Source organism: Paenibacillus sp. FSL H3-0329 (assembly GCF_037963285.1).
In the GTDB taxonomy this organism is placed as follows: Bacteria; Bacillota; Bacilli; order Paenibacillales; family Paenibacillaceae; genus Paenibacillus_AQ; species Paenibacillus_AQ odorifer.
Window position 1 is genome coordinate 5,255,175 of record NZ_CP150150.1, and the last position, 25,592, is coordinate 5,280,766.

The window sequence follows — 25,592 nt, forward strand, 5'->3', positions numbered from 1 at the left end:
AAAGAAAGCCCCAGCAGCCAGATGGCTGCTGGGGCTTTCTCGCTTTAGGTCACATCTGCGGCGCATACGAGGCAACTATCGGACACAGTTGCACTTAAATGCTGGATTATGCGACATTTGCCATGCTAACGGACCCCATAGTCGCTATTAGCACGAAAAACACCAAATATAAGCGCTTTTCTGGGCAATAGCTGCACTGGAGTCCGAAACTTCGCTCAAAAGGAGAAAAATGTGCAAATAGCGCCAACTGGGTCCGTATGCCTCCAGCGTCTTCTGGGTCCTATCCACTCAGATGATTATTCTCAGCGCTATCGGACACAGTTGCACTTAAACGCTGAATTATGCGACATTTGCCATACCAACGGACCTCATAGTCGCTATTAGCACGAAAAACACCAAATATGAGCACTTTTCTAGGCAATAGCTGCACTGGTGAAGCTAGAATAAAAAGTGGACAGTAGTTAACAGACTGGCGATAATGAGTCCACGGAGGTGTGTTTACATGGGAGAACATCGACAACGGTATAACGAAGAATTTAAAAAACAGACAGTGCAGTTCATTCAAGAGCAAACAAAGACAGTGGGCGACTTGGCGGAAGAGCTCAACATCCCAAAAAGTACCCTGCATCAATGGATGAGCCAGTATCGAGAACTAAAGAATGAACCGGCAGCTAGCGTGGATCGAGTACGGGAACTCGAGGCACAGTTGAAAGAAATGAGCCGTCAACTTCAAGAAAAAGATAACAAGATTGCTGATGTGGAAGAGGAATTAGCGATCGTAAAAAAAGCAGTGCACATCTTCAGCAAACCAAGGAACTGAGATTCCAGTTTATTGAAAAACATCGCTCCGAGTTTCTCTTGGAGAAGATGTGCATGACCCTACATGTGTCACGGAGCGGGTACTACAAGTGGCGGACAGAAAAAAACAGTACGCATATGCTTCGTAAGGCTGCGATAATGAAGCGAATTCAGTATCATTTTGCAGACCATCAAAAGCGGTATGGGAGTCCGAAGATCACCCGCCTGCTACATCAAGAAGGTTATACCGTTACCGAACGCACGGTGAGTGTGTACATGCGACATATGAAGCTTCGCTCCATTGTCTCCAAAACGTATCGCGTACAGACCACCGACTCCAATCATGACCATCCGATTGCCCCAAATACGCTGAACCAGCAATTTAAAACACTCAAACCCAATTCAGTATGGGTTACCGATATTACGTACATTCCTTGCCGGGGAGGGCGCTTGTACCTGGCTAGTGTAATGGACCTTTGCACGCGCGAAATCGTGGGGTGGCGCTTGGAGAACCATATGGAAACTAGCTTAATTTCGGGCGCCTTACAAGATGCTTACGAAGCTAAACAACCGGAAAAGGGTCTATTACATCACTCCGATAGAGGTTCTCAATATACTTCTCATGAATACACGAAGCAGTTGAAAGCGTATGGCATGGAGTCCAGCATGAGCCGCAGAGGTAACTGTTATGATAACGCCTGTATCGAGTCGTGGCACAGCATTTTGAAAAAGGAGCTCATTTATTGTAATCCACGATTCAAAACTAAGGAGCAAGCCTACCAGACACTTTTTCAATATATTGAGTTTTATTATAACCGCAAGCGAATGCATGGCGCGCTGGGGTATCTTTCTCCAGTTCGTTTTGCTGAGCAATTGACTAGAATGTCTGTTGCGTGACTGTCCACTTTCTTGACAGAGGTCCATGGAGTCCGAAACTTCGCTCAAAAGGAGAAAAATGTGCAAATAGCGTCATCTGGGTCCGCAAGCCTCCAGCGTCTTCTGGGTCCTATCCACTCAGATGATTATTCTCAGCGCTATCGGACACAGTTGCACTTAAACGCTGAATTATGCGACATTTGCCATACCAACGGACCCCATAGTCACTATTAGCACGAAAAGCACCAAATATGAGCACTTTTCTGGGCAATAGCTGCACTCGAGTCCGAAACTTCGCTCAAAAGGCGATAAATTTGCAAATAGCGTCAACTGGGTCCGTATGCCTCCAGCATCTTTTGGGTCCTATCCACTCAGATGATTATTCTCGGCGCTATCGGACGCAGTTGCACTTAAATGCTGGATTATGCGACATTTACCATGCCCACGTAGATAATTCAAAACAGATAGTGTGTTAAAAAAAGATGAAGACCAGTCGGGGGTTTCAAGGTTACAGGGTTCGGGGTTCGGGGTTCGGGGTTCGGGGTTCGGGGTTCGGGGTTCGGGGTTCGGGGTTCGGGGTTCGCGGTTCGGGGTTCGGGGTTCGGGGTTCGCGGTTCGCGGTTCGCGGTTCGCGGTTCGCGGTTCGCGGTTCGCGGTTCGCGGTTCGGGGTTCGGGGTTCGGGGTTCGGGGTTCGGGGTTCGGGGTTCGGGGTTCGGGGTTCGGGGTTCGGGGTTCGGGGTTCGGGGTTCGGGGTTCGGGGTTCGGGGTTCGCGGTTCGCGGTTCGCGGTTCGCGGTTTGCGGTTCGGGGTTCGGGATTCGGGGTTCGCGGTTCGCAGTTCAGGGTTCGCGGTTCAGGGTTCGGGGACGGGATTCGGGTTCAGAGGTTCGGCGGGGTTTACCGGAGTTACCGGAGTTACCGGAGTTACCGGAGTTACCGGGCTTGCCGAGTTCACCACGAGCTGCCAGGCTTTTCCGGGTTTTCCGAGTTAGCCAAGCTCGCAAAATTCCCCAGGTTCCAGCATTACAGCTCAACCAAAGAATTGCATGGGGTCAGTTAACTGGCCCTGCTATAATCTCATGCTAAACAAAAACACAGAGCAGCGATCCCCCAATAACGGGAGGACCGCTGCTCTGCTGTCTTTTTTCTATTCATTTACTGAATGAATGAGTTAGGATATCAGTCCCCGCGAAACGCACGTTTCACACGATCAAAGAAGGACTGTTCGTGTTCATGTGTGTTTTCTCCGTTCAGAGAAGCGAACTGGCGTAGCAATTCTTTTTGCTCTTCATTGAGCTTGCTAGGTGTCACAACAATTACTCGTACATGCTGATCACCTTGGCCAGATCCACGCAGACGTGGAACACCTTTACCTTTGAGGCGGAAGAAAGTGCCTGTTTGCGTTCCGGCAGGAATCTTCAGCTTCACTTTTTCGGTTAAGGTTGGAATTTCAATCTCATCACCAAGTGCTGCCTGTGCAAACGTAAGTGGAACCTCGCACATAATATCATCGTTCTCACGCACGAAGAAATCATGCGATTTAACACGGATAACAATATACAAGTCTCCAGCAGGACCGCCGCGTAAGCCGCCTTCACCTTCGCCAGTCATGCGCAGCTGTGCACCGTCATCAACACCGGCAGGGATACGCACATGGATCTTGCGTTGCTTTTTAACTTTACCCTGTCCGCTGCAAGTTGTACATTCTTCCTTAATAATCTTACCTGTACCACTGCAATGTGAACAAGGACGACGATTACGCATCTGTCCAAGCGGTGTATTCTGTACGAATTCCTGTTGTCCACTACCATGACATACGGAACAAGTCTCTGGTTTAGTGCCCGGTTTAGCCCCGGAGCCGTAGCAGGTATCGCAAGTTTCTGTACGTGGAATAGTAATATCGGTTTCTTTGCCGAATACCGCTTCCTTGAATTCAATGGTCATGGTATACTGCAAATCCCCACCGCGCTGCGGTGCGTTAGGATCACGGCGTCCGCCGCCTCCGAAGAACATATCAAAGATATCACCAAGTCCTCCGAAGTCGCCACCACCGCCGCCTCCGAAGCCGCCCATACCTTGGTTAGGGTCAATATGGCCATATTGGTCATATCTAGCTCGCTGTTGTCCATCACTAAGAACATCATAAGCTTCTTTTACTTCCTTAAACTTAGCTTCAGCGTCATCTGCTTTATTCACGTCTGGGTGATATTGGCGCGCCAATTTCCGGTACGCTTTTTTCACCTCATCGTCTGAAGCATCTCTACTTAGGCCAAGCACTTCATAATAATCGCGTTTATCTGCCACTGCTTTCACCTCCGTGCATACATACTCAAATTCCTTATTACCTGTCAAACAAACCATTATACGATAAAACCTCAGGATCTGACCATCCAGATTCAGCGATGTTTATTCTTACAATATCAGAAGGCGCATTCGCAAAGAGTGTGCAATCTGATATTACAAAAGGAAAGTCAAAACACGGGATGACCCGGTTTTGACCTTCCCTTCTTAACTATATAAGAATTTATCAGTTTCCTATTACACTTATCGTATAAGGTTACCCTTGATTCTTATCTTCGTCAACAACCTCATAGTCAGCGTCAACTACATTATCTTTTTTAGGAGCGCCTTCAGCGGCTCCAGCGCCACCTTCAGCACCTTGCTCAGCTTGAGCAGCTTGTTCGTACAGCTTCATGGACAACTGTTGTACAATCTCAGTCAATGCTTCTGTAGCTGCATTGATTTCTTCAAGATTGTCAGTTTCAAGTGCTGCTTTAACTTTATCTTTAGCTTCATTTGCTTTTTCAACATCAGAAGCATCAGCTTTATCACCAAGATCTTTAATTACTTTTTCAGTAGAATACACGAGTTGGTCAGCACCGTTCTTCGCTTCTACCAGTTCTTTACGCTTACGGTCTTCCTCAGCGTGAAGCTCGGCATCCTTCATCATTTGTTCTACTTCTGCGTCGCTCAGGCCGCTGGAAGAAGTGATAGTGATTTTTTGGCTCTTGTTCGTGCCTTTATCTGTTGCAGATACATTTACGATACCGTTGGCATCAATATCGAAAGAAACTTCGATTTGTGGCACGCCACGTGGTGCTGGTGGAATCTCGTTCAGCATGAAGCGTCCCAGTGTCTTGTTGCCATTTGCCATTTGACGCTCACCTTGCAGCACGTGAATCTCTACGCTAGGTTGATTGTCAGCAAAGGTTGAGAATACTTGGGATTTGCTTGTAGGAATCGTAGTATTACGCTCGATCATCTTCGTGAACACGCCACCTGCAGTTTCAATACCCAGGGAAAGCGGAGTTACGTCAAGCAATACAACGTCTTTAACATCACCAGTCAATACACCCGCTTGAACAGCAGCACCAAGAGCTACTACTTCATCCGGATTCACACCTTTGTGTGGTTCTTTGCCAGTAAGCTTTTTGATAGCATCTTGTACAGCTGGGATACGTGTAGAACCACCAACCAGAACGATTCTAGTAAGGTCTGCAGGTGTCATACCAGCATCAGACAATGCTTGACGAGTTGGTCCCAAAGTACGTTCTACCAGACCAGCAGTCAGTTCATCAAATTTCGCCCGAGTCAAGTTGATCTCTAAGTGCTGAGGTACGCCGTCAACCACAGTGATGAACGGAAGCGATACAGTTGTTGTCAGTACGCCTGACAATTCTTTTTTCGCTTTTTCAGCTGCATCTTTCAAACGTTGTACAGCAGATTTATCTTTGCTCAGATCAATGCCTTGCTCTTTTTTGAATTCGGATACCAGGTAATCCATAACCACTTGGTCAAAGTCGTCGCCACCCAGCTTGTTGTCGCCGCTTGTAGCTTTTACTTCGAAGAAGCCATCACCAAGTTCAAGGATGGATACGTCAAAAGTACCGCCACCAAGGTCATAGACTAGAATGGTTTGATCTTCGGATTTCTCCAGACCATATGCCAAAGCTGCTGCTGTTGGCTCGTTCACAATACGCAGAACTTCCAAACCTGCAATTTTACCTGCATCTTTGGTAGCTTGACGTTGGCTGTCATTAAAATAAGCAGGAACAGTGATAACCGCTTGAGTAACAGTTTGGCCAAGATAAGCCTCTGCATCGGATTTCAGTTTTTGCAGAATCATTGCCGAAATTTCTTGTGGGGAGTAGTCTTTACCATCAATGCTTTCTTTGTGGTTAGTACCCATGTGACGTTTAACAGAGCTGATCGTACGATCAGGGTTAGTAATCGCTTGGCGTTTAGCCGTTTCACCGACGATACGCTCGCCGTCTTTCTTAAAGCCTACAACCGAAGGGGTTGTACGCGCGCCTTCTGGGTTTGGAATTACTACGGCTTCGCCGCCTTCCATAACGGCAACGCAAGAGTTCGTGGTTCCTAAGTCAATACCGATAACTTTACTCACAATAATTTGCCTCCTCTAAAGTTATATGGAGCCTAAGCTCAATAAATTTATAAAAATATCAAAAAAATTCGATTGATAATAAACTATCCGGGCAACAGCCTGCAATCGGATAAATAGTAGGCAAAAGCACTGCTGCTTTATGGCGAGCAGAAACTGCCCGTCCTATATAGACAGACTACATGCTGACTTTGACCATGGCCGGACGAAGAACTCTATCTTTCAGAAGATATCCTTTTTGAACCTCTTCTGTAACGATACCCTCTTCGTACTCCTCGCTCTCAACCTGCATAATAGCCTGATGGTATTCAGGATTAAAAGGCTGTCCTACTGTTTCCATAGCTGTAAGCCCCTCAGCCTTCAATACCCCATCCAGCTGACGGAAAATCATATTAACGCCCTTCGCGAAAGCTTCGGATTCAGGATTAGCTGGAGTAGTGACTAACGCACGCTCGAAATTGTCCAGCACGGAAAGCAATTCCGTCAGGAGCTTGGAGGTAGCATATTGAGCCAACTCTTCTTTTTCCTTCTGGGTACGACGACGGAAGTTATCAAAATCAGCTTGTGCACGAAGTGCACGACCTTGATATTCATCAGCAAGATCCTGTAGGCGTTTCACCTCAGCACCTGTATCTGAAGCACCTTCACTAACGTTTTCAGCTGTAAATGAGTCGGCATCTGAGACTACTTCAGCCACAGGCTCCTCATTGATCAATTCCTCTTTGAATTCATTAGAATCTTGAACTTGTTCCTTTTTCAAGTTGTCTTCACCTCCTTAAAATCATTCACGAAATCATGTTGACTCTGTTCACTTATACCAGTGCGCCAGCATCGCTGTCAAATCTCGGGATAAAATGCCCAAGATCCCCATCACTCTTGCATATTCCATACGGGTCGGCCCAAGGATTCCAATGCTTCCTAGTGCCTGCCCATCAAGTGAATAAGTGGCGGTGATCAGACTACAGTTAGCGAACGCTTCGTGATTGTTTTCTGTTCCTATTCGTACTTGAATACCTGTGCCACCCACTGTAGGGGCCAGCATTTTGAGCAGTGTCGGTGTCTCTTCCAGCAGATCAAGAATACTCTTCACCTTGTCTACGTCTTTGAACTCAGGCTGTGTCAGCATATTCGTTGCTCCGCTGAGATAGATGCGCTGCTCTTGATCGCTTTCCAGCGCGGTGTCCAGCACCTGCATTAATTCTTCATAATGTGAGATGTGACGCTGCATTTCTTCGCCAAGCTCGGAATAGAGCCGAGTCTTCAGCTTATAGAGTGGTACATTGACCAGTTTACTATTCAGTAGGTTAACCACTTTCTCCATCTCGGAAACAGAAATCTCCGGCGGAATGTTCACCGTACGATTCTCAACTTGCCCCGTACTTGTGACGATAATGGCCACAGCGGTTGTATCATCTAGTGGTAACAACTGAAAATGACGCAATGAAGTATGAAAAACCTCCGGTCCCAGCAGGATGGAAGTATAATTCGTCATATTGGAAAGAATCATCGCCGCATGTTGGATTACCTGCTCCATTGCATTTAGCTTCTCGGCAAAAAAAGCGCGGATCGTGCCCATTTCTGCCGTTTCGGCGGAATTCCACGGTACCAAATGATCCACATAATATCGGTATCCTTTATGGGAAGGAATTCTTCCCGCCGATGTATGAGGCTGCTCGAGATAACCTAAATCCTCCAGGTCAGCCATTTCATTTCGAATCGTAGCCGGACTGTATCCTACATCTCCCCGTTTAGAAATGCTGCGAGATCCTACTGGCTCTGCCGATGAAATATAATCATCCACAATTGCATTTAGTATCATTCTCTGGCGATCAGTTAACATGTTATTCCCTCCTATCGGCTGTGGCTCCGATTCGTTAGCACTCGACTCAGATGAGTGCTAACCACTAATACAAAAATACCAAACTGACATTGACGTTGTCAAGTCAGTTCAGTATCTTAAGCACTGCTATTTCATCGCAGGCATGCTGCTTTTTACAATTCACGCAATCTGTCCATACTTTTTCGGGGAAAATCTCTTTCTGGACGACTTCAAATCCATTTCTAAGAAAAAAATCAACAGCATAGGTTAGTGCCATAACCTTTGGGATTTTCTGGTTCCTAGCTTCCTCGACCAGCTTCGCCAATATCATGGAGCCTACGCCTTTACCCTTACCTTCATCATTCAATCCAATTGAACGAATCTCTACGAGATCATTCCCGAGCTTGAAAAGTGAACCACAGCCTACGAATCTGCCTTCGATTTCGGCAACTACGAATTGATCGATCTGGCGTGTCAGCGCCTGCCGGGAACGGGGCAACATGATGCCGCGCTGGGCATACTCTTCTATCATTAGATACAATGGCTCAACGTCTTCTACCACAGCATTTCTACAAATCACCTGTGCGTCTCCCGCTGGAGACGAATGGCGAATCATTTCCGTCTTGGCAAGCACTTTGGTTCACCCCTCTGTTGATAATATGAATAAATATACAACAGAGTGAATTACAATTCAAGGGGTATTTTAAAATTAAACTTCTGTCAGGGCGCCTACAAATTCAGCAAAAACATCGTTCCCAAACAAGATTCCTTGCTTGCTGAGTCGGTAAACCCCTGCTTCTTGTTCCAACAGCCCTGCATGCAGCATTTTATGCAAGGATTTCTCGAATACTTCCTCTATTGAACGCCCGAATTGCGCCTGAAAAGCTTCATTAGAGACGCCCTCATGCATACGCAAGCCGACCATCATAAAGTCTTCCATCGCTTCTGCTTCTGAGATTGGGTATGCATCCAGTCGTGGCAGCCCTTTACGTGTGGCTTCTACATATGGATTTACGCCCTTAACATTAATATGCCGCTGACGTCCCACATATCCATGCGCTCCTGCTCCTAGACCATAATAATCTTCATTACGCCAGTAGGTGATATTATGGCGGCTCTCCATTCCTGGTTTCGCGAAGTTACTGATCTCGTATTGATTGTAACCCGCTTCCTTCATAGAGGACATCAACAGGAGGTACATTTGCAATTCATCTTCTTCATTAGGAAGAGGAAGTTTGTTCTTATTAAACAGCGTGTGAAAAAGAGTATTCTCCTCCACCTTCAAGCTGTAAATAGAATAGTGGGGTAGATCCAGCTCCAACGCCTTGGTGATACTTTCGCCCAACATCTCAACAGTTTGATTAGGCAGCCCAAACATCAGGTCAACCGAAAGATTATTTAGTCCAACTGCACGTGCATTCTCTAAGCTCCGGTATACATCATCTACATTATGAATCCGGCCGATGCCTGTGAGCAGCTCGTTTTGAAATGCTTGAACGCCAAAGCTCACCCGGTTCACGCCACCTTCTTTCATAACCGTCAGCTTGTCCAGATCCGTTGTTCCAGGGTTAGCTTCCATAGAGAACTCAATATCTTTATCCCAGTTTGGGAAATGCGTACGAACAGACTTTAAGAAATAAGCCATTTCATCAGGTTTTAAAACAGTGGGTGTGCCTCCGCCGACGAAGATCGTTTTGATAACACCCGGAGGGGTGTTCTTGACGGTCTGCTCCATCTCTCGATCCAAAGCTTCGAGATAATCCATAACTGGCTGATCCTTGAGTACATAGGAATTAAAATCACAATAAAAGCACTTATTGGTACAAAAAGGGATATGAATGTATACAGCCTCAGGGGGACGGCCATTAGTCTTCGTTGTCATTAGCTGTCTCCTTTATATAAAAATATCGTTTGAATAGTGTAATCTAAAAAACAAGAAAAGGGAAGCCTGACGGCTTCCCTCCGAGGGCGTTCATTTATAAATGAACTCTATTTTATAATATAAGAAAGTATAAGTTTTACGTTATCCTATATATTTTGTATTTCCCGCAGAAACGGATACCGTCCCTATAAGGACGGCAAAGCCGTTGCTTCTTGATAAATCCGCATTTCCACAAGTTCGGCATGTACTCCACCGTTAGTTTCATGAATAACGATCCGGACAGCATCTGTAAGGACAGGCTTCTCTAATCGATGAACATTTTTCCGGCGATGGTTATCTTTGACACGGAGCATGACTTGCCACGCGCCATCAATGAGCAGCTCTACATCATAGTTCTTTACCAGTTCAGGAATCACTAGAAATGGCGTTTCATGGTGATGTAAGTTGATGAGATCTTCATTGACATCATCATTAAAGGTGAAATGGATTTCGGAGACTGGAACAGCATCCGGGAGACGCGCCTCTACCCACTCCGATCTACCCGCGGTCATCGGCTCAGAAACCCAGCTATGCGGTCCCGCGAAAGGTCGAACATACCCATCAATGACTTTAGATGCAGCATATGCCGATGTTTCTACTGCAAAGCAGAAATGCCTGCGTACAAGTTGTTTCATGCTCCACTCTATCACCGGCTGATCTGGCTGATGATCTTCCAGCGCTGAATCAACAACGGATTTAGCACCGCGCTCAAATGTAATGACACCTGTGATTGGGGTTTCTGAAATATGCAATTGAAGGTGTTCATTAGCTCGAATAATAGCGAAGATATTACATTCGCCGATAAGACTACATTTCTCCTCTTGTATCGGAACTTCAATCCATTGCTGCTCTCCAGCCTTTACTGTTATAAAATCAACCTGTTTGCACTCCGCCGGCACGTAATTTTCCGCGCGTCCAGTCGTCCAGATCTCCACGGTCAGCTGCGTCTGAATAGTTGCTGACACAAGCAGCCTTAACCCACGGATACTTCCTTCAACCGGAAACAAAATCCCTACATCATGAGAAAGCTCATAAGCTTCGGCTGGACGATCCAGCAGGATACCATTCAACGTGCTGGATGCATGAATCTCGCTTTTTCTGGCGAGGTCCAGTGGATCTTCGTTACGTAATCCAATAATCGAAGCATCTTGCTTCAACATCACCTGTTGTAATTCATGCATATGATGCTCGCGAATTACACGTGGAGTCACACCTTTGATGACGGATAAAGCGGCACCTGCTCCAGCTGCTTCACCCATGATCGCACAGGTTGCCATAACACGTGTGGTTCCAAAAGCCACATGAGATGCACTGATATTACGACCCGCGAAGAATAGATTCCGCACATTCTTCGAATATAGCGAACCAAATGGAATATGGTAGATCCCGTCCGCATGCAGATGCTTGGAGCCACTCTCTTCTGCGTACATCCCTTGCGGTGGATGCAGATCAATCGACCATCCTCCGAATCCAATCCGGTCTGCAAATTCACGCTGCGCAAGAATATCATTTTGCGTTAAGATCGTATCGCCAACAAACCGTCTGTATTCACGTTTACCCGGAATTGAGCCAACCCACTCCAGCGTCATATTTTCGGCATCAAAATGACCTGAGTTTTTAATGTAATCCCAAATCCCATAAATAACAGAGGATAGTTCATCACGTATACGTTCATTCTCATCCACCGTATCAAGCTCGCCGCCCCACTCAATCCACCAGTAGTGACAGCCTGAATCCCCACTCCGAATGACCCGGCGGATCGGGATAGACGTTGTTGTAATATCCTTCGCGAATGAGGGTGCAACATAACGTACCGGTTTTCCAGTATCCTGTGTATAGAATAATAATGTACTGCCTAATGTAATATTATCAGGCACTTCTGGTGCCCATTCCTCATTAAATTCATGACGGGCTTCACGTCCTAATCGGAAATCCGCTCCTGCTAGGAAGCCCACTAAACCATCACCCGTACAATCGATGAAAGCATCGCTCTCGAACGTGATTAAACGCTCAGATCCCATCATCCAGCCGGTCACACTCTGAATCGTACGCTCCTCTGCCTCACCTTCCGCTTCCACTTCACGTACATCGGTATTTAGGAACAAGCTGATATTCGATTCTGCCTTCACCGCTTCGAGCAAGGTTAGATCCCATAGATATGGATTCCCTTCCGGGTTCCGGTATTGATTCTCGATGAACAGCTCACCCATAATGCCTGTCTCCCGTGCATAGCGATTTACACCATGTCCTGTTGCACCACATACCCATACCCGAACCTCTGAACTCGAGTTACCACCAAGTACAGGACGATTCTGTACCAGTGCTACCTTTAACCCAAGACGTGCTGCAGCAATCGCCGCGTTCATCCCTGCAAGTCCACCCCCGACCACTGTCACATCGGATTTAACCGTTTCTGTTCTCATGTCAGTATCCCTCCTATAGTTAGCCTTTCACAGCCGAGCTAGAAATCCCTTGAATAATATATTTCTGACCTATGAAGAAGATAACAATCATTGGAATGATCGCAGCCGACGAAGCGGCCATCATCCCGTTGTAATCCACATTGTTCTCAAGAATAAAATTCTGCAATCCAAGCGGAATGGTATATAGCTTAGGGCTCTGCAAAAATACAAGCGCATTCTCATAATCATTCCATTGCCAGGAGAAATCAAGAATAGCAAACGTAGCGATTGCCGGCTTCGCTAATGGCAGAATTAAGCGGAAAAATATTTTGTAATGCCCGGCTCCATCCAGAAAAGCAGATTCCGTGATTTCCTTAGGAATGCCCATGAAGAACTGCCGAAGCATAAATACACCGAAGATCGAGAACATGGCTGGAAGGATTAGGGCCAAATGCGTATTGTAAATCCCAACCCAGTTAAACATGATAAACTTAGGAACAAAAAGCACCTGCGGTGGAACCATCATCATGGATAGATATATGACAAATAGGCCATCCCGCCCTTTAAACGAAGTACGTGAAAATCCGTAAGCGGCAAGGGCAGATAGAAACACAGCTCCCGCAGTCCCAATAATCGATATCTTAAGTGAATTTAAATAATACGGAACAAAATCATAACTTCCTGTCCACACCCGAATATGATTGCTCCAGTTGAGAGATGAAGGCAGCCATTCGTTAAACACCTCGGCAGGTGTCTGAAAAGATGTGCTGAGCATCCATAGAAAAGGCACAATCATAAATAGTCCTAGAACAAACATGATGATCGTCACTGGCAGCTTCACCTTCATGTTTCCTGCTTTTTCATTCATACCGCCTGCTCCTTTAATTTATGGTTTCGGGGCCTCCCGCAAAGCTCCACTTTGTGGGTTTAATTAGTAATGAACCCAGCGCTTTTGGCCGATCCACTGAATGACTGTAATGACGAGAATGACGGCGAACAAGAACCATGAAATGACTGAAGCATATCCCATATCGTAATAACTGAATGCTGTTTTATAAACGAATAGTGATAAGACCGTCGTACTTCCGCTAGGTCCTCCAGCCGTAATGGCTTGAATAATCGAGAACGATTTCATCGTCATAATTAATCCGGTAATCATTAATAAAAAAGTTGTTGGACTAACAAGAGGCCATACAATTTTCCATGTTGTTTTAAATGTGCTTGCACCATCGATCCGGGCAGCTTCCAGCTGTTCTGTCGAAATTTCCTGTAGTGCTGCTAAATATATGATCATATTGTAGCCAAGCATCAGCCAGATCTGTACGATATCAATGGCATACATTGCGGTTTCCGTATCCGCAAACCACCCTGGCGGCGATGTTATGCCAATCCAGCGAAGCAGTTCATTGATGGGTCCCTGTGAAGGCTGAAATAGCAGCATCCAGACAAATGCAACGGCTACTCCACTAGAGATATACGGCAGGAAAAACATTCCACGCAATAATCCTTTAAGATACACACTGCGGTTTAGAAATAGCGCCACAATAAAAGCGAGCACCATCGATACTGGAACCGATATCAGGAATATCACCGTATATTTGATCGAGGCATAGAAATTATCGTCATGGAACAACCGTTTGAGATTATCCAGCCCGGTAAATTGCCAATTCGGATTTGAAAATTGATAATTCGTAAACATCAGGACAAAGGAAAAGATTGCAGGAATCACAAAGAATAAGAGAATACCAATCATATTCGGGAGAATAAAAGTCATGCCGATCCAGCCTTGTCTGTCCATCCAGCTTCTCCGCTTCACGGTATCGCCGCCTTTCGTATGCTGAAAAATGGGTACACGAAAGAGAAGAACGAAGAATTCTTCCTCCTTCTCTTTTGTGCCAGCTATTTCTTTATTTCATTAACTCTTGCGAACGGGTTTGCATATTTTTCATCGTGGTATCAATATCTTGCTTATTTAAGAAGTATTTTTCATACTCTTCTTTACGTGCATCAATGGCTTGTTGAGGTACATTTAGCTGGAAGGATGGGAATTTGCCGAATACAATATTATTCATTGAATCTGTATCATATTTGTCTTCTACACCATTCAAGAGAAGGCTCATCGCTTCCTTACTGTCCACACTCTTAGAGGCTGGAATACGACCCCCGCTTGCCATTGGCAGCATACCGCCATCCGCATACCATTTTGCGAACTCCCAAGCCGCATCCAGGTTCTTGGACTTTGCATTAAGAGCAAGCATGTCGCCCACACCGCCCGAATATTTATAATCCTTTTGATCTTTATTCACTTTTGGAATAGCGGCGAACGCGGTTTTGAAATCATGCGGATAGTCCTTCAAGTTGTTCGCATTGCGGAAAATAAACTCACCGGCTGCCAGCATTGCCGCTTTGCCTTGCAGGAACATGGTGTCAACCGGCATTTTACTGGTCAGCTGCTCCCCATATTCCGGTGTGGATTTGTCCACGAACATCATGTTATGCAATATTTCCAGTTGCTGTTTCCAGAGATCATTTCCAAAGTTTGAAGTACCATCCGCCTGTTTCACACCCATTCCAGCAAGCGTACCGTCCATCGTTGTTGCGAAGGAGGAATCTGCCTGCAATAATCCGTACACACCAGGTTTCGTTAGCTTCTTCGCATACTCCTCAAGATCTGACCAAGTCCAGTCCACCGCAGGAATCGGTAATCCTGCTGCATCCAGCATATCTTTGTTCAACCATACAAACGCCATGTTTTTCTTTGTAGGAATCCCATAGTATTTATCATTGATTTTCCACATCGCTGCGTCCTCGCCGATCTGGCTGTCGATATCATAATCTGTTTTCGTGCTTAGATCCAAGGCAACGCCTGCATCCATACGTTTCTGTAAATGAGCAAGATCGTAGTTCATGAAAAGGTCTATGTTTTGATTGGTCATCAAAGCAGTGTCCAGCTTTAAGTTGCCTGCATCGTCATTTACATTACGGATATACTCGACTTGAATATCTGGATGATCTTTATTCCAGTTATCAACTACAGCTTGAGGCCCGGCTTCTGCAGGAACTGCCCCCCACATCGTAAGCTTTATTTTCTCCTTTGCTGGTTCTCCATTTGCACTGCCCTGCGATTCATTACTTCCACCACTCCCACAACCAGCCAGCATCGTACCTGCTAATAAGACAGAAAGCACTGCAGGATACCACTTTTTCTTCATAGATAGCTTCCCCCTTGGAAGGATTATGTGTTGTGCTCTACATCTATAACTTTATCATCAGAGCGGATTCTGGGGGATGAACTACATTTGGGAACTTATAGAACGTTTTTTGGTTCTTTACGGAATTCATTTGGCGTGACACCACACCACTTTTTGAAGATTTTTATAAAATAATTATCGTTCTCAAAGCCTACTTGCTGCCCAATCTCGCTAATTGTTAGCTTCGTTTCTGCAAGCAGCATTTTCCCAGCCTGAATCCGACGCTCTTGAATATAATTGGTCAACGTTTTCCCTGTCTTTTTCTTGAATAAGTCACTTATATAGCTGGCATCCATCCGGATCAACTCTGACATGGATTTGAGCGAGATGTCCTCAGCATAATGTTCTTCAATATAAGCTATAATTTTGTTCATCTCCACATGATCTGTCGGTCCCGTTTGTTGCTTCTCAGGAAACCATTTATCGGCTTTCTTCATCTTCACCATTCGCTCCAGCTCGGCCTGAACCTTACCCATCGTCTGCTTCAAACCTTGGAGATCTAAAGATAACTTCAAAATGTAGTCCGAAGCCCCAAATACGAGCGCCTGCCGGGCGTATTCAAATTCACTCAATGCAGTTAACATTACAAACCGGCAGTCGAAGCCTTCCTCTCGCGCAATTTGAAGAAGCTTCACCCCATCCATCACTGGCATATTGATATCCGTCACTACCACATCAGGCTGCAGCTCACGAATCATTTGCAAGCCTACTTCTCCATTCTCCGCCTCACCTATAATTTCAAACGGGATTCCAGCCTTTAAGAATAGCTTCCGTATACTTTTAACCGCAGGTTGTTCATCATCCACAATTAACGTTCTCCACATGTGAGCTTACCTCCATCGTAAGGTTTTGAAATAAGGAATGGAAAATGGATGATCACTTCAGTTCCTGTGTCTGATGACACAATGTCCATACCTGTCCGTTGATTCTTGAACAACAGTTCTAAGCTCTCCCTAATATTCTGAACACCGATTCCTTTACGTTTCCGTATAGCCTTATTCAGCTGTGCTCTTTCTATCCCCATGCCGTTATCTCTAACCTTTAGATACAGCTGTTGCTCAGTCACTTTAGCGGAGATATCAATTCTCCCTTGTTTTACAGACTGACCGAAGCCGTGAATCAAGCTATTTTCAATTAAGGGCTGCAGACAAAATTTAGGGATTAATGCGTATTGCAGTTCCTCGTTGATATCATATTGAATTTCAATCCCATGTCCAAAACGTTGCCGCTGTATCTCCATGTAAGATTCTATTAGTACGATTTCATCCTTTAACAGGATCAAATCGACTTCAGTATTTAAGGTTGTCTCCAATATTTTTCCTAGTGCAACACAAATTCCATAAATTTCATCATCATCTTTATCTAAGGCAATACTCTTTATCGTATTCAATGTATTTAGTAGAAAATGCGGGTTCATCTGCGAAAGTAATACCTGAAATCGAACGAATTGCTTCTGTTTTTCTTCAAGCTGAAGTCGCTGCAACAGCTCATTTAAATCATGGATCATGATATTGAAACTCTGAGTCAGGGCAAGAATCTCTCCCCGCCCTTGCTCGGGTAATTTCATTTTGAGATTCGTCTTAGCGGTCATTTCCATCTTCTTCTGTAGCTTCTTAAGCGGTACTGTAATCGTCGATGATATGAAATAAGTTAATAGAACAAATAGCAGTAGAATGATTCCAAATCCACCAAAAAACCGTCGTTTCTGCTTGTCTACCTCAAGAAATAGCTGTGCTAGCTGCACCTTTTTAACAACATAGCCATTTAACTCCTCGATGTAGCTGTAGGTGTATAAGCTTTCCTCCTTCGGGTTGACAATGGATGCAGCACGCCCCGTCTGCCGCTGGTTGGCACTCTTCACAATACTCTGCGCAATATCAGACGAAAAAGCCTCATCCTTAAGGGGATTAAGCATCACTCCCCCCAAGGCATCGAGTAGAAATAAAGCCCCTTCCTGTTTACTCCCTAACGTTGATCTAGTAAACCACTCCTCATAATCGATACTTAATCTTGCATAGGCATAAATATTCAAATCATTATCACGCATAACCTCATAGAGACTAAGCATTTTCTTACTTGTTGTACTTTCCCGGACCACATTATTCTTGTCATTCGGATTCCATATATATCGATTCGTTCCTTCTCGCTTCAATGCTTGAACCCAATCCTCTGATTGGATTTCGTCGTAGCTCAAAGTTTCCTTTGGCATAAAGGAAGTGTATGCGTTTCCATGAAGGTCGATTAAAGTATAATACACCGTCGCTCCACTCATAAAGAATGTATTTTCAATCGCTCCGAACTTGTTTTCAACGAGCTTTTTTCTCGTGATTTCATCAGATTGCTCGGGATTCTTCATTATCGATAAAATCGTCGTATCTTGTTCGAGTAATGACCCTGTTTTCATCACGAGACTCATGAGATCAACAAAACCATTCTTAATACCAATAAGCTGCTCTATGTTCTTCGTTTCCGCATTATCCTGCAGCATTCGTTCTGTCTCTTTAAAGTTATATAGAACGAGTATGGCAATGGGTGTTAGTACCAACAGCAAGAAAGCTAATAAAATCCGATTCTTAAAGGTACTTGGCGTAAGTTTCAAATATAATCGCTTCACGAGGACTCCCCTCACTTTGTATGTGCTTACAATCCTTCCCCCTATTGTAATCTGCTCCTGCTCAAAAAAATAGAGCCGGGATATTCTCCCGGCTCTACCTATTTTTTACTCGTCGATCTTCAGTACTGCCATAAACGCTTCTTGTGGTACTTCTACACTACCCACTTGCTTCATGCGTTTCTTACCTTCTTTTTGCTTCTCAAGCAGCTTCCGTTTACGGGAAATATCACCGCCGTAACATTTAGCAAGTACGTTTTTGCGCATCGCCTTAACGGTTTCACGCGCAACTACCTTCGTACCCACAGAGGCTTGAATCGGCACTTCGAACATTTGACGAGGGATAATCCCACGTAATTTCTCACAAATGATACGTCCGCGGTTGTAGGCACGATCGCGGTGAACGATAAAGGACAAGGCATCGACCTGCTCATTGTTAAGCAAGATATCCATCTTGACCAGATTCGAACGACGGTATCCGCAAATTTCATAGTCGTAAGAAGCATATCCTTTCGTACCGGATTTCAACTGATCAAAGAAATCATAAACGATCTCTGACAGCGGAATCTCGTACGTAATCGTTACACGATTAGTATCTAGATATTCCATATTTACGAACTCGCCGCGTTTGTTCTGGCACAGCTCCATTACAGTACCCACGAAGTCGTTAGGCACAATGATCGCTGCTTTAACATACGGCTCTTCAATATAGTCAATCGTACCGATCTCCGGATAATGTGACGGGTTGTCGATTTGGATCATTTCGCCATTGGTCAGCATAATTCGGTAAATAACACTCGGCGCTGTTGTGATTAGCGGCAGATTGAACTCGCGCTCAATCCGCTCTTGAATGATCTCCATATGCAAGAGTCCAAGGAAACCGCAACGGAAACCAAATCCAAGCGCGCTTGAGCTTTCCGGCTCAAAGCTTAGCGAAGCATCATTTAGCTGGAGCTTCTCCAAGGCCTCACGAAGATCGTTATAATCGGAGGTCTCAATCGGATACAACCCGCAATATACCATCGGGTTGATCTTACGGTAACCCGGAAGCGGCTCAGCAGTAGGATTCTTTGCGTCAGTGACAGTATCACCGACACGGGTATCTCCAACATGCTTGATCCCAGCTACGATAAAGCCAACATCACCGATGTTCAATTCATCGACAATGGTCATACGCGGCATAAATGCGCCAACTTCAATGACCTCGAAGGTCTTCTCAGTTGCCATCATCTTAATCTTCGAACCCGCACGGATCTTCCCGTCCATTACGCGCACATAGACGATAACGCCTTTGTAAGGATCGTAGTGAGAGTCAAAGATCAATGCTTTAAGCGGCTCTTCTGAATTACCGGATGGCGCAGGAACCTGCTTCACCACCTGCTCCAGAATTTCCTTGATTCCGATACCGGCTTTGGCAGATGCCATAACCGCTTCACTGGTATCCAGCCCGATAACATCCTCAATCTCCTGCTTTACCCGGTCAGGGTCAGCGTTTGGCAAATCAATTTTGTTGAGCACAGGTAGGATTTCCAAGTTGTTATCCAGTGCTAAATACACATTGGCCAGCGTCTGTGCTTCAATTCCTTGAGCCGCATCCACGACCAGCAGTGCGCCTTCACATGCTGCAAGACTGCGGGAAACTTCATAGGTGAAATCGACGTGCCCCGGTGTATCAATCAAGTTGAGATAATACTCTACACCATCGTCTGCACGATAGGTTAAACGCACGGCTTGCAGCTTTATTGTGATACCACGTTCGCGCTCCAGATCCATCTGATCGAGTACCTGTTCCTGCATTTCACGCGTGGTTAGTGCCCCCGTGTATTCCAAAATGCGGTCAGCTAGTGTCGATTTACCATGGTCTATATGTGCAATAATCGAGAAATTGCGAATTTGTTGTTGTCTTTTCTGAACGTCAGTCATTCCTTACCCCCACAGACAGCCTGATATTAATCCACTTATTATAACAGTACAAGCTTACTCCATCAATCCCGCGCTGGCCCAAAACAAAAGAAACAGCTATACACGATCCCGTGAAATAACCGTTTCTTCTAAATTTGCTGTTAATTTTCTGCCGAAGCGAACAATGAAACTACCCAGCGGATTCCCTTCTGGGAAGCCTGCTGCAAGAGACCTGCCGTCTTATCTGCCAGAACATCGACTGTAGGCTTTTGCTCCTCAGGAATTAGAATTTGCTCCGGAGATTTCGTACTATAATCATCCACAACTTGCTGAGGAGGATCTGCGGCTGGCGTTGTATTGCTATTTTGAGGCAAAGGAGAAACAGCCGTATATGCACCTGTGACAGGATCGATTACCATTGGCACATATACATAAGTCTGCCCACCCTGTGTCACACCATTCTTTTGCAGTTGTGGCTGTGGCTGCATGCCTGTTACTTGACTGGTCTGCGTAGTCGGGCTGGCATTCCAGCCGGGTAGAATCTTAGAGACTGTTGACCCACCGCTTCCGCCGAACTGCATCCCTAAGAGGATGCCAATCCCTGCCCAAATCCCAACCATAACCAGTTTTTTTCCGAAACGCGACATGTACACCACTCCTTTTTGATCCTTGGTAATTTATTTTACGAAGCTCCGTTTGATTTCTTTGGTGTTGTAGTGGGATTCGCCACTTTTTCAGGTGCGTTCACCTTCTGAGCGTCATGACTGCTCCAGTACACATCAGCGATAGCATCTGCCAAAATATCAGCCGTCCGCTTTAATTCCTCAGCCGAGTTATCAATTCCGCCCACTTCAATCAAAACACTATTGGGAGACAGGGTCTGATTGTACTCTCCGTTGTTGCCTTTACCCGCAGCTTTTCCCCATATCCCACGAGATATTCCCGGGTAATTCTTTTCAAGCTGTTGATGAATCTTATTGGCAAACTCTTCGTTCTTCTTCCAGTCTTTATTTGCATGTCCAATGATAAAATAGACCTGTGCATAGCTTTTCCCGTCAATAACAGCTGTTGTTTTGCTATGACGCTGCGAATCACGGTGAATGTCGATAAAACTATCCATTTCCTCATTTGCGCTGAGTGCTGATTTAACCAAGATCCGGGAATATTTATAGGAAAAGTTCCAGTTATAGTCGGTGACTTTGGTCGGAAAATCTTCTTTGGCATGAACCGTACCAATCCCGAGCTGTTCCAGTCTTTTCGTAATATATGATCCTACCAGCATTACATTTTTAGTTGAAACTCCGGAGCTGGGATTTTCATTTGCTGCCCCTAACAGAGGATTGTAGGCTTCTCTAGGATGTGAATGATAGATTAGAATCCGTTTGATCGAGGTATCCTTAGTGCTGTCTGTGCCGCTTTGCGGATTACTCTTATCCGTCCCTTCCTCCGCCGCTGATGGATCAGGAGATGGTGCAACCGTCGCTTCAGGCTGCTGTGTTGTAACATCTTCTTGCTTGTCCCCTTCGTCCGGAACAGAAGTTTCCGCATCTCCACTACCCTCAGCCAGCTCATCAGTCCCAGGATGATAATCCACTGGTGCTCCTGTAGATCCACCTGAACCTTTCCGCAAAAGAAATGGATCATCCGCCGCCATCCCCGGCACTTCACGAGAGACTAGACTCTTAGGGTCACCTGGATTCACGCTGGTCAGCAACTGAAATACGAAAGAAGTTACCTTTTCACCTGAAAAAGCGGATGGCTCTTTACCCTGCGGTAAATGCGGCACCTCCATCCCCAGCAGCTCCATGAAAAAACCACTAGACAGGGAGGCGGCAAGCCCCTTCATTGAAGGAATGGGTGAAGAGCTAAGCTTCTGTCCGGCCAATCCACCAGCTCCAAGCAGCATAAAAAATACTAGTGAACCTCCGGCCAACAGCAGCATCGTTCTCCCCAGCGATAAAACATCCAGCATTTTTCCCCTTAAACGGCCGATGTTCCAAAGCTGAAACCATTTTTTATTCATTGTAGTTATTTCCTCCTCCAGCCCTCTGTAATCTCTTATACTCCAAATCTATGAGTGCAAGAGCAATACTAGAACCGAAAATGAGAGAATAGACATAAAGCCCGTACAGGATACCTTAATTCAGCATCCCGCCGGGCTTAACAAACCATAATTCAGTTAGTGGGTATAAGCGCCAACATTCTCAGGATCAACCGCATCATGTAAAGCCGCATTCAGACCACTGGCCACGATATTCGCGATCCCTTCAATAAATTCATCGATTTCCTTGGGAGTGACGATCAAATCGTGCCCCAAGGGTTCAAGCACTTCCTTCACTAATGACAAGCGTTCCTGCTCAGAGATATCGTCCAGCATCCCCATGATTTCCTTAGTATGGTTTGCTCCTTGCCCGAAGTGATTTTTCATCATCTCCAGCACATTATTTACAATAGTTGATGCATAGCAGACAGTGGGCACTCCGATTGCGATACAAGGAACACCCAGAATTTCTTGGGTTAATCCACGTCGCTTGTTGCCAATCCCCGAACCGGGATGGATCCCAATGTCCGCAATTTGAATCGTCGTATTGATACGCTCCAGTGACCGGGATGCCAACGCATCTATGGCGATAATAAGCTCAGGTTTCGTGCGATCCACGATTCCCTGCACGACCTCACTCGACTCAATTCCAGTCAGCCCAAGCACTCCAGGAGCAATAGCGCTCACCTTACGATAACCAGGGGAGATCTGATCCGGAACCAACTCATAGAACTGCCGTGTAATGAGTGAGTTCTCCACCACTAAAGGACCCAGTGAATCCGGTGTAACATTCCAGTTACCAAGACCAACAATCAACACAGATGCATCCTTGCCAATCCCAATTCTGATCAAAAAGTCCTCAAATTCGCGGGCAAAAACTTCTGCCACCTTTTGCTGCAAGCCTGTATCTCCGCCACGCAGAGCGGGTACCTCAAGGGTTACATAGTTGCCAATTGCGCGTCCTATTGCCTGTGATCCGGCAGCATTAGCTACACCAAGACGGGTCACTTTAATCCCATCAGACTCTTCCACTTCTTCGTTCACACCAGGGATTGGCGTTCGTTGTGGGCCTTGAGCCATTTCCTTTGCCTCTAACGCCAAATCGGTGCGCACAGAATATAGCTGCAGATCCGGTTCCATTGTGTACCAGCCTCCTAAAAGTTTTGTAAGCATACACTTCCATGAATTACTTCGAACAAAACTCACTTCGAAAGCAGCTGCTTAGTTTTGTAAGCATACACTTCCATGAGTTCATCCTCATTTGGCAAGCTTCTGCCTATGCTCTTTTGTCGATAGTGTGCGAGAGAAAGCCAATGTTTATGCAGGATACGGAGGTTTAATTTGAAAGCTTTAAGTATTGCTTTTTGCTACCGGTCATGCTAAACTATTTTAAGTTGTGAATCATTTGATAATGATTTCGAATGTCTTACAGGAGGTGAATGCAATGCCAAATATTAAATCCGCGGTTAAACGCGTAAACACGAACGAAAAACGCCGTGCACTGAATGCTTCCCAAAAATCCGCGCTTCGTACAGCTGTGAAAACTGCTGATGTAGCTCTGACTGGTACGGAAGTAGAAACTGCTCAAGCTGCTTTCCTAGCTGCTTCCAAAAAGCTGGACAAGGCCGTAAGTAAAGGTCTGGTTCATAAAAATGCGGCTGCCCGCAAAAAATCCCGCTTGGCGAAGAAATTGAACGCTCTTACGGCTCAAGCCTAAGACGACATTCATAATGAGCAATTGAAGAACCTGACCGCTATGCTTCATACGGTTAGGTTTTTTTGTGTCTATTAATTAATAATAAGTAGTGTTAGTTACTTTTAAGAGATGTGTGTTAAATGAAAGAAGACCACCTTAGAGAGGCGGTCTTCTTTCATTTATTTTTTCTCTTTTTTCATTTCATAATAGTTACCATCCCATAAGAAAATCATCGTTTGATCGTCTTTAACAATAAAACTGCTGCCGGGATTCGTCCAATTATTTATAGATACCGTCTTAACCGATTCCGTTTCGATCCCAAGGTCACTTAATTCATTTCTGTATTCGTTAAAATAGTCATCCTTAGTGATGTTCTCTTCCTTATATTCAGGGCTCATAATTTCATCTTTATCAAAAGATGCTTTTTCTATCGAATAAGTTACTCGCATTCCAATAAGCTTTTCATCCTCCGCTGCCGAGACAGGTGTAGAACCTACTATACTTTGTACACTCCATTCCCCAAAATAAGAAGGTGCATCTGCAGAGGTATTCGTATTCGCAGGCGAATCAGAGGCAGATCCTGACGGTGAATTAGTATCCGTTTTGCCACAGGAACTAATTAGTAGAACGAGTAAAAGCAGTGCCGAATATTGAAATATTCTTTTCATAGTCAGATCATCTCCAATACTCTTTCCCTTCTTAGCTCAGACACCTAAACGCAGCATGAACAGCTCCAGCCCTAGCACTTTGTCTATAGCCCCTGTTTTCATTTTAAAATCCAGATCCGCCAATGCACTTAAGATTTGCCGCAATCGTTCACTGGAGAACTTATGGGCCTGCTCCCCAGCAAGCTTAACCGCATAAGGATGCAATCCGATCTGTGACGCAATCTGTCCCTGCGAATAACTATGTGCTGATAAATCCTTAACCTGCAAAATAATGCGGAACTGCCGCGCAACCAGCGCTGCGATCTTGATCGGTTCCTCACGCTGCTTCAGCAGCTCATATAATGTATCAAGCGCCTTATCAAGACGCAGATTAGCGATATCCTCAACAAGCGTAAACACATTTTGTTCTGTTCCACGATGTACCAGACTCTCTACGGCCCCCGCATCCACAGTGCCGCCCTTACCAGCGAATAAACAAAGCTTGTCCATCTCTGCAGATAAACCTTGTAAGCCGGTGCCTGCATTCGTTATAAGAATTTCTGCAGTGCCAGGTGCCATTACACAACCACGCTCACGAATTCCTTTTTCCACCCAGCGCAGCAGCTCTTCTGCTCCCAGCGGATTAAATGCTAATACTGTGCCCACTGATTTGACAGTCTTCACAATTTTTTTACGCTCATCCAGCTTATCATTATTCACCATAAAGACGATCACACTGAAGTCTACAGGATGCTGCAAATAGTCACTTAAAAGATCTATACGATGCTCCAGTTTGGCATTTTCTTTGCCCGCTGTAAATAACGAGGCATCCCGCACCAGCAATAGTTTACGTTCTACCATAAATGGCACAGTCTCCGCTTCTTCTACCACAGCCTGCACCGGCGTCTCAGAGAGATCAAAGGGAATAACTGCGAAATCACGATCCTCTTTAGCAATCAGCTGTTCTTCCAGCAGTGCCGTGAATTCATTCATTCGAAATTTCTCACTGCCATATAAAACATACAACGGTGAGATCTTCCCTTGTTTGATTTCTTTTATCGCCGTTTTGGCATCCATCCCGCCACTTCCTTTTCCATTCATCTAGCCCATTTTGTCCAGAGTTCTATTGTAGCAAAAAAAACTACAAAAATGCATGCAAAAACGGAGAAACTCTGGCAGCCATGGCCAAAGCCTCTCCGTTTAAGCGGCGCATCTATATAAACGAC

Annotated in this window: 21 protein-coding genes; 3 read left to right on the forward strand and 18 right to left on the reverse strand. The window is 45.3% G+C overall.

All coding sequences use genetic code 11. The features are described 5' to 3' along the window. Positions 1 to 502 precede the first annotated feature (502 nt). On the forward strand, positions 503 to 820 hold the full coding sequence (locus NSQ66_RS23280) for a transposase (protein ID WP_036683594.1): 318 nt from the start codon (positions 503 to 505) through the stop codon (positions 818 to 820). Positions 821 to 831: 11 nt separating this feature from the next. Further along, on the forward strand, positions 832 to 1,695 hold the full coding sequence (locus tag NSQ66_RS23285; protein WP_339279741.1) for an IS3 family transposase: 864 nt from the start codon (positions 832 to 834) through the stop codon (positions 1,693 to 1,695). A gap of 1,158 nt (positions 1,696 to 2,853) precedes the next feature. On the opposite strand, the gene dnaJ is transcribed toward NSQ66_RS23285, so the two are convergent. The 16 genes from dnaJ to gpr all read right to left on the reverse strand — a co-directional run bounded on the left by dnaJ (position 2,854) and on the right by gpr (position 23,163). Next, complete coding sequence (dnaJ, locus tag NSQ66_RS23290; RefSeq protein ID WP_339279428.1) at positions 2,854 to 3,978, reverse strand: molecular chaperone DnaJ; 1,125 nt, start codon at positions 3,976 to 3,978, stop codon at positions 2,854 to 2,856. 253 nt (positions 3,979 to 4,231) lie between these two features. Continuing rightward, positions 4,232 to 6,079 (reverse strand): molecular chaperone DnaK, encoded by a 1,848-nt coding sequence (gene dnaK / locus NSQ66_RS23295; protein WP_036677488.1) that lies wholly within the window; start codon positions 6,077 to 6,079, stop codon positions 4,232 to 4,234. 175 nt (positions 6,080 to 6,254) lie between these two features. Next, positions 6,255 to 6,836 (reverse strand): nucleotide exchange factor GrpE, encoded by a 582-nt coding sequence (grpE, locus tag NSQ66_RS23300; RefSeq protein ID WP_036677491.1) that lies wholly within the window; start codon positions 6,834 to 6,836, stop codon positions 6,255 to 6,257. Positions 6,837 to 6,884: 48 nt separating this feature from the next. After that, positions 6,885 to 7,916, reverse strand: coding sequence for a heat-inducible transcriptional repressor HrcA (gene hrcA / locus NSQ66_RS23305; protein WP_036677493.1), 1,032 nt, complete (start codon positions 7,914 to 7,916; stop codon positions 6,885 to 6,887). A 103-nt stretch (positions 7,917 to 8,019) separates the two neighbouring features. Continuing rightward, complete coding sequence (locus tag NSQ66_RS23310; RefSeq protein ID WP_051490987.1) at positions 8,020 to 8,511, reverse strand: N-acetyltransferase; 492 nt, start codon at positions 8,509 to 8,511, stop codon at positions 8,020 to 8,022. A 93-nt stretch (positions 8,512 to 8,604) separates the two neighbouring features. Then, positions 8,605 to 9,777 (reverse strand): radical SAM family heme chaperone HemW, encoded by a 1,173-nt coding sequence (gene hemW / locus NSQ66_RS23315; RefSeq protein WP_076141559.1) that lies wholly within the window; start codon positions 9,775 to 9,777, stop codon positions 8,605 to 8,607. 185 nt (positions 9,778 to 9,962) lie between these two features. Further along, complete coding sequence (locus NSQ66_RS23320; protein ID WP_076141558.1) at positions 9,963 to 12,239, reverse strand: FAD-dependent oxidoreductase; 2,277 nt, start codon at positions 12,237 to 12,239, stop codon at positions 9,963 to 9,965. A 19-nt stretch (positions 12,240 to 12,258) separates the two neighbouring features. After that, positions 12,259 to 13,086 (reverse strand): carbohydrate ABC transporter permease, encoded by an 828-nt coding sequence (locus NSQ66_RS23325; protein WP_076129699.1) that lies wholly within the window; start codon positions 13,084 to 13,086, stop codon positions 12,259 to 12,261. A gap of 63 nt (positions 13,087 to 13,149) precedes the next feature. After that, positions 13,150 to 14,034 (reverse strand): sugar ABC transporter permease, encoded by an 885-nt coding sequence (locus NSQ66_RS23330; protein WP_249267723.1) that lies wholly within the window; start codon positions 14,032 to 14,034, stop codon positions 13,150 to 13,152. A 91-nt stretch (positions 14,035 to 14,125) separates the two neighbouring features. Further along, positions 14,126 to 15,430 carry an extracellular solute-binding protein gene (locus NSQ66_RS23335; RefSeq protein WP_076141557.1) on the reverse strand — a complete coding sequence of 435 codons (1,305 nt, stop codon included), beginning with the start codon at positions 15,428 to 15,430 and terminating at the stop codon, positions 14,126 to 14,128. Positions 15,431 to 15,525: 95 nt separating this feature from the next. Then, on the reverse strand, positions 15,526 to 16,293 hold the full coding sequence (locus NSQ66_RS23340; protein ID WP_076141556.1) for a response regulator: 768 nt from the start codon (positions 16,291 to 16,293) through the stop codon (positions 15,526 to 15,528). Further along, entirely contained in the window at positions 16,278 to 18,083 is a 1,806-nt protein-coding gene (locus NSQ66_RS23345) for a histidine kinase (RefSeq protein WP_249267722.1), read from the reverse strand. Before NSQ66_RS23345 ends, NSQ66_RS23340 begins: the two co-directional genes overlap by 16 nt. Positions 18,084 to 18,188: 105 nt before the next feature. After that, positions 18,189 to 20,003, reverse strand: a complete 1,815-nt coding sequence (gene lepA, locus NSQ66_RS23350; RefSeq protein WP_036677511.1) for a translation elongation factor 4 — start codon at positions 20,001 to 20,003, stop codon at positions 18,189 to 18,191. A 140-nt stretch (positions 20,004 to 20,143) separates the two neighbouring features. Beyond that, complete coding sequence (locus NSQ66_RS23355) at positions 20,144 to 20,629, reverse strand: hypothetical protein (RefSeq protein WP_036677514.1); 486 nt, start codon at positions 20,627 to 20,629, stop codon at positions 20,144 to 20,146. Between the two features lie 35 nt (positions 20,630 to 20,664). Beyond that, positions 20,665 to 22,005 carry a stage II sporulation protein P gene (locus NSQ66_RS23360; protein WP_036677516.1) on the reverse strand — a complete coding sequence of 447 codons (1,341 nt, stop codon included), beginning with the start codon at positions 22,003 to 22,005 and terminating at the stop codon, positions 20,665 to 20,667. Between the two features lie 156 nt (positions 22,006 to 22,161). Then, a complete protein-coding gene (gene gpr / locus NSQ66_RS23365; RefSeq protein WP_036677518.1) occupies positions 22,162 to 23,163 on the reverse strand; it encodes a GPR endopeptidase in 1,002 nt (333 codons plus the stop codon). Positions 23,164 to 23,467: 304 nt separating this feature from the next. On the opposite strand from gpr, the gene rpsT reads away from it, so the two are divergent. Next, positions 23,468 to 23,740 carry a 30S ribosomal protein S20 gene (gene rpsT / locus NSQ66_RS23370; protein ID WP_036677521.1) on the forward strand — a complete coding sequence of 91 codons (273 nt, stop codon included), beginning with the start codon at positions 23,468 to 23,470 and terminating at the stop codon, positions 23,738 to 23,740. Between the two features lie 158 nt (positions 23,741 to 23,898). Here rpsT and NSQ66_RS23375 read toward each other — a convergent pair whose 3' ends face one another. Beyond that, positions 23,899 to 24,387 carry a hypothetical protein gene (locus NSQ66_RS23375; RefSeq protein ID WP_038572946.1) on the reverse strand — a complete coding sequence of 163 codons (489 nt, stop codon included), beginning with the start codon at positions 24,385 to 24,387 and terminating at the stop codon, positions 23,899 to 23,901. 36 nt (positions 24,388 to 24,423) lie between these two features. Then, a complete protein-coding gene (holA, locus tag NSQ66_RS23380; RefSeq protein WP_076141554.1) occupies positions 24,424 to 25,443 on the reverse strand; it encodes a DNA polymerase III subunit delta in 1,020 nt (339 codons plus the stop codon). Positions 25,444 to 25,592 lie beyond the last annotated feature (149 nt).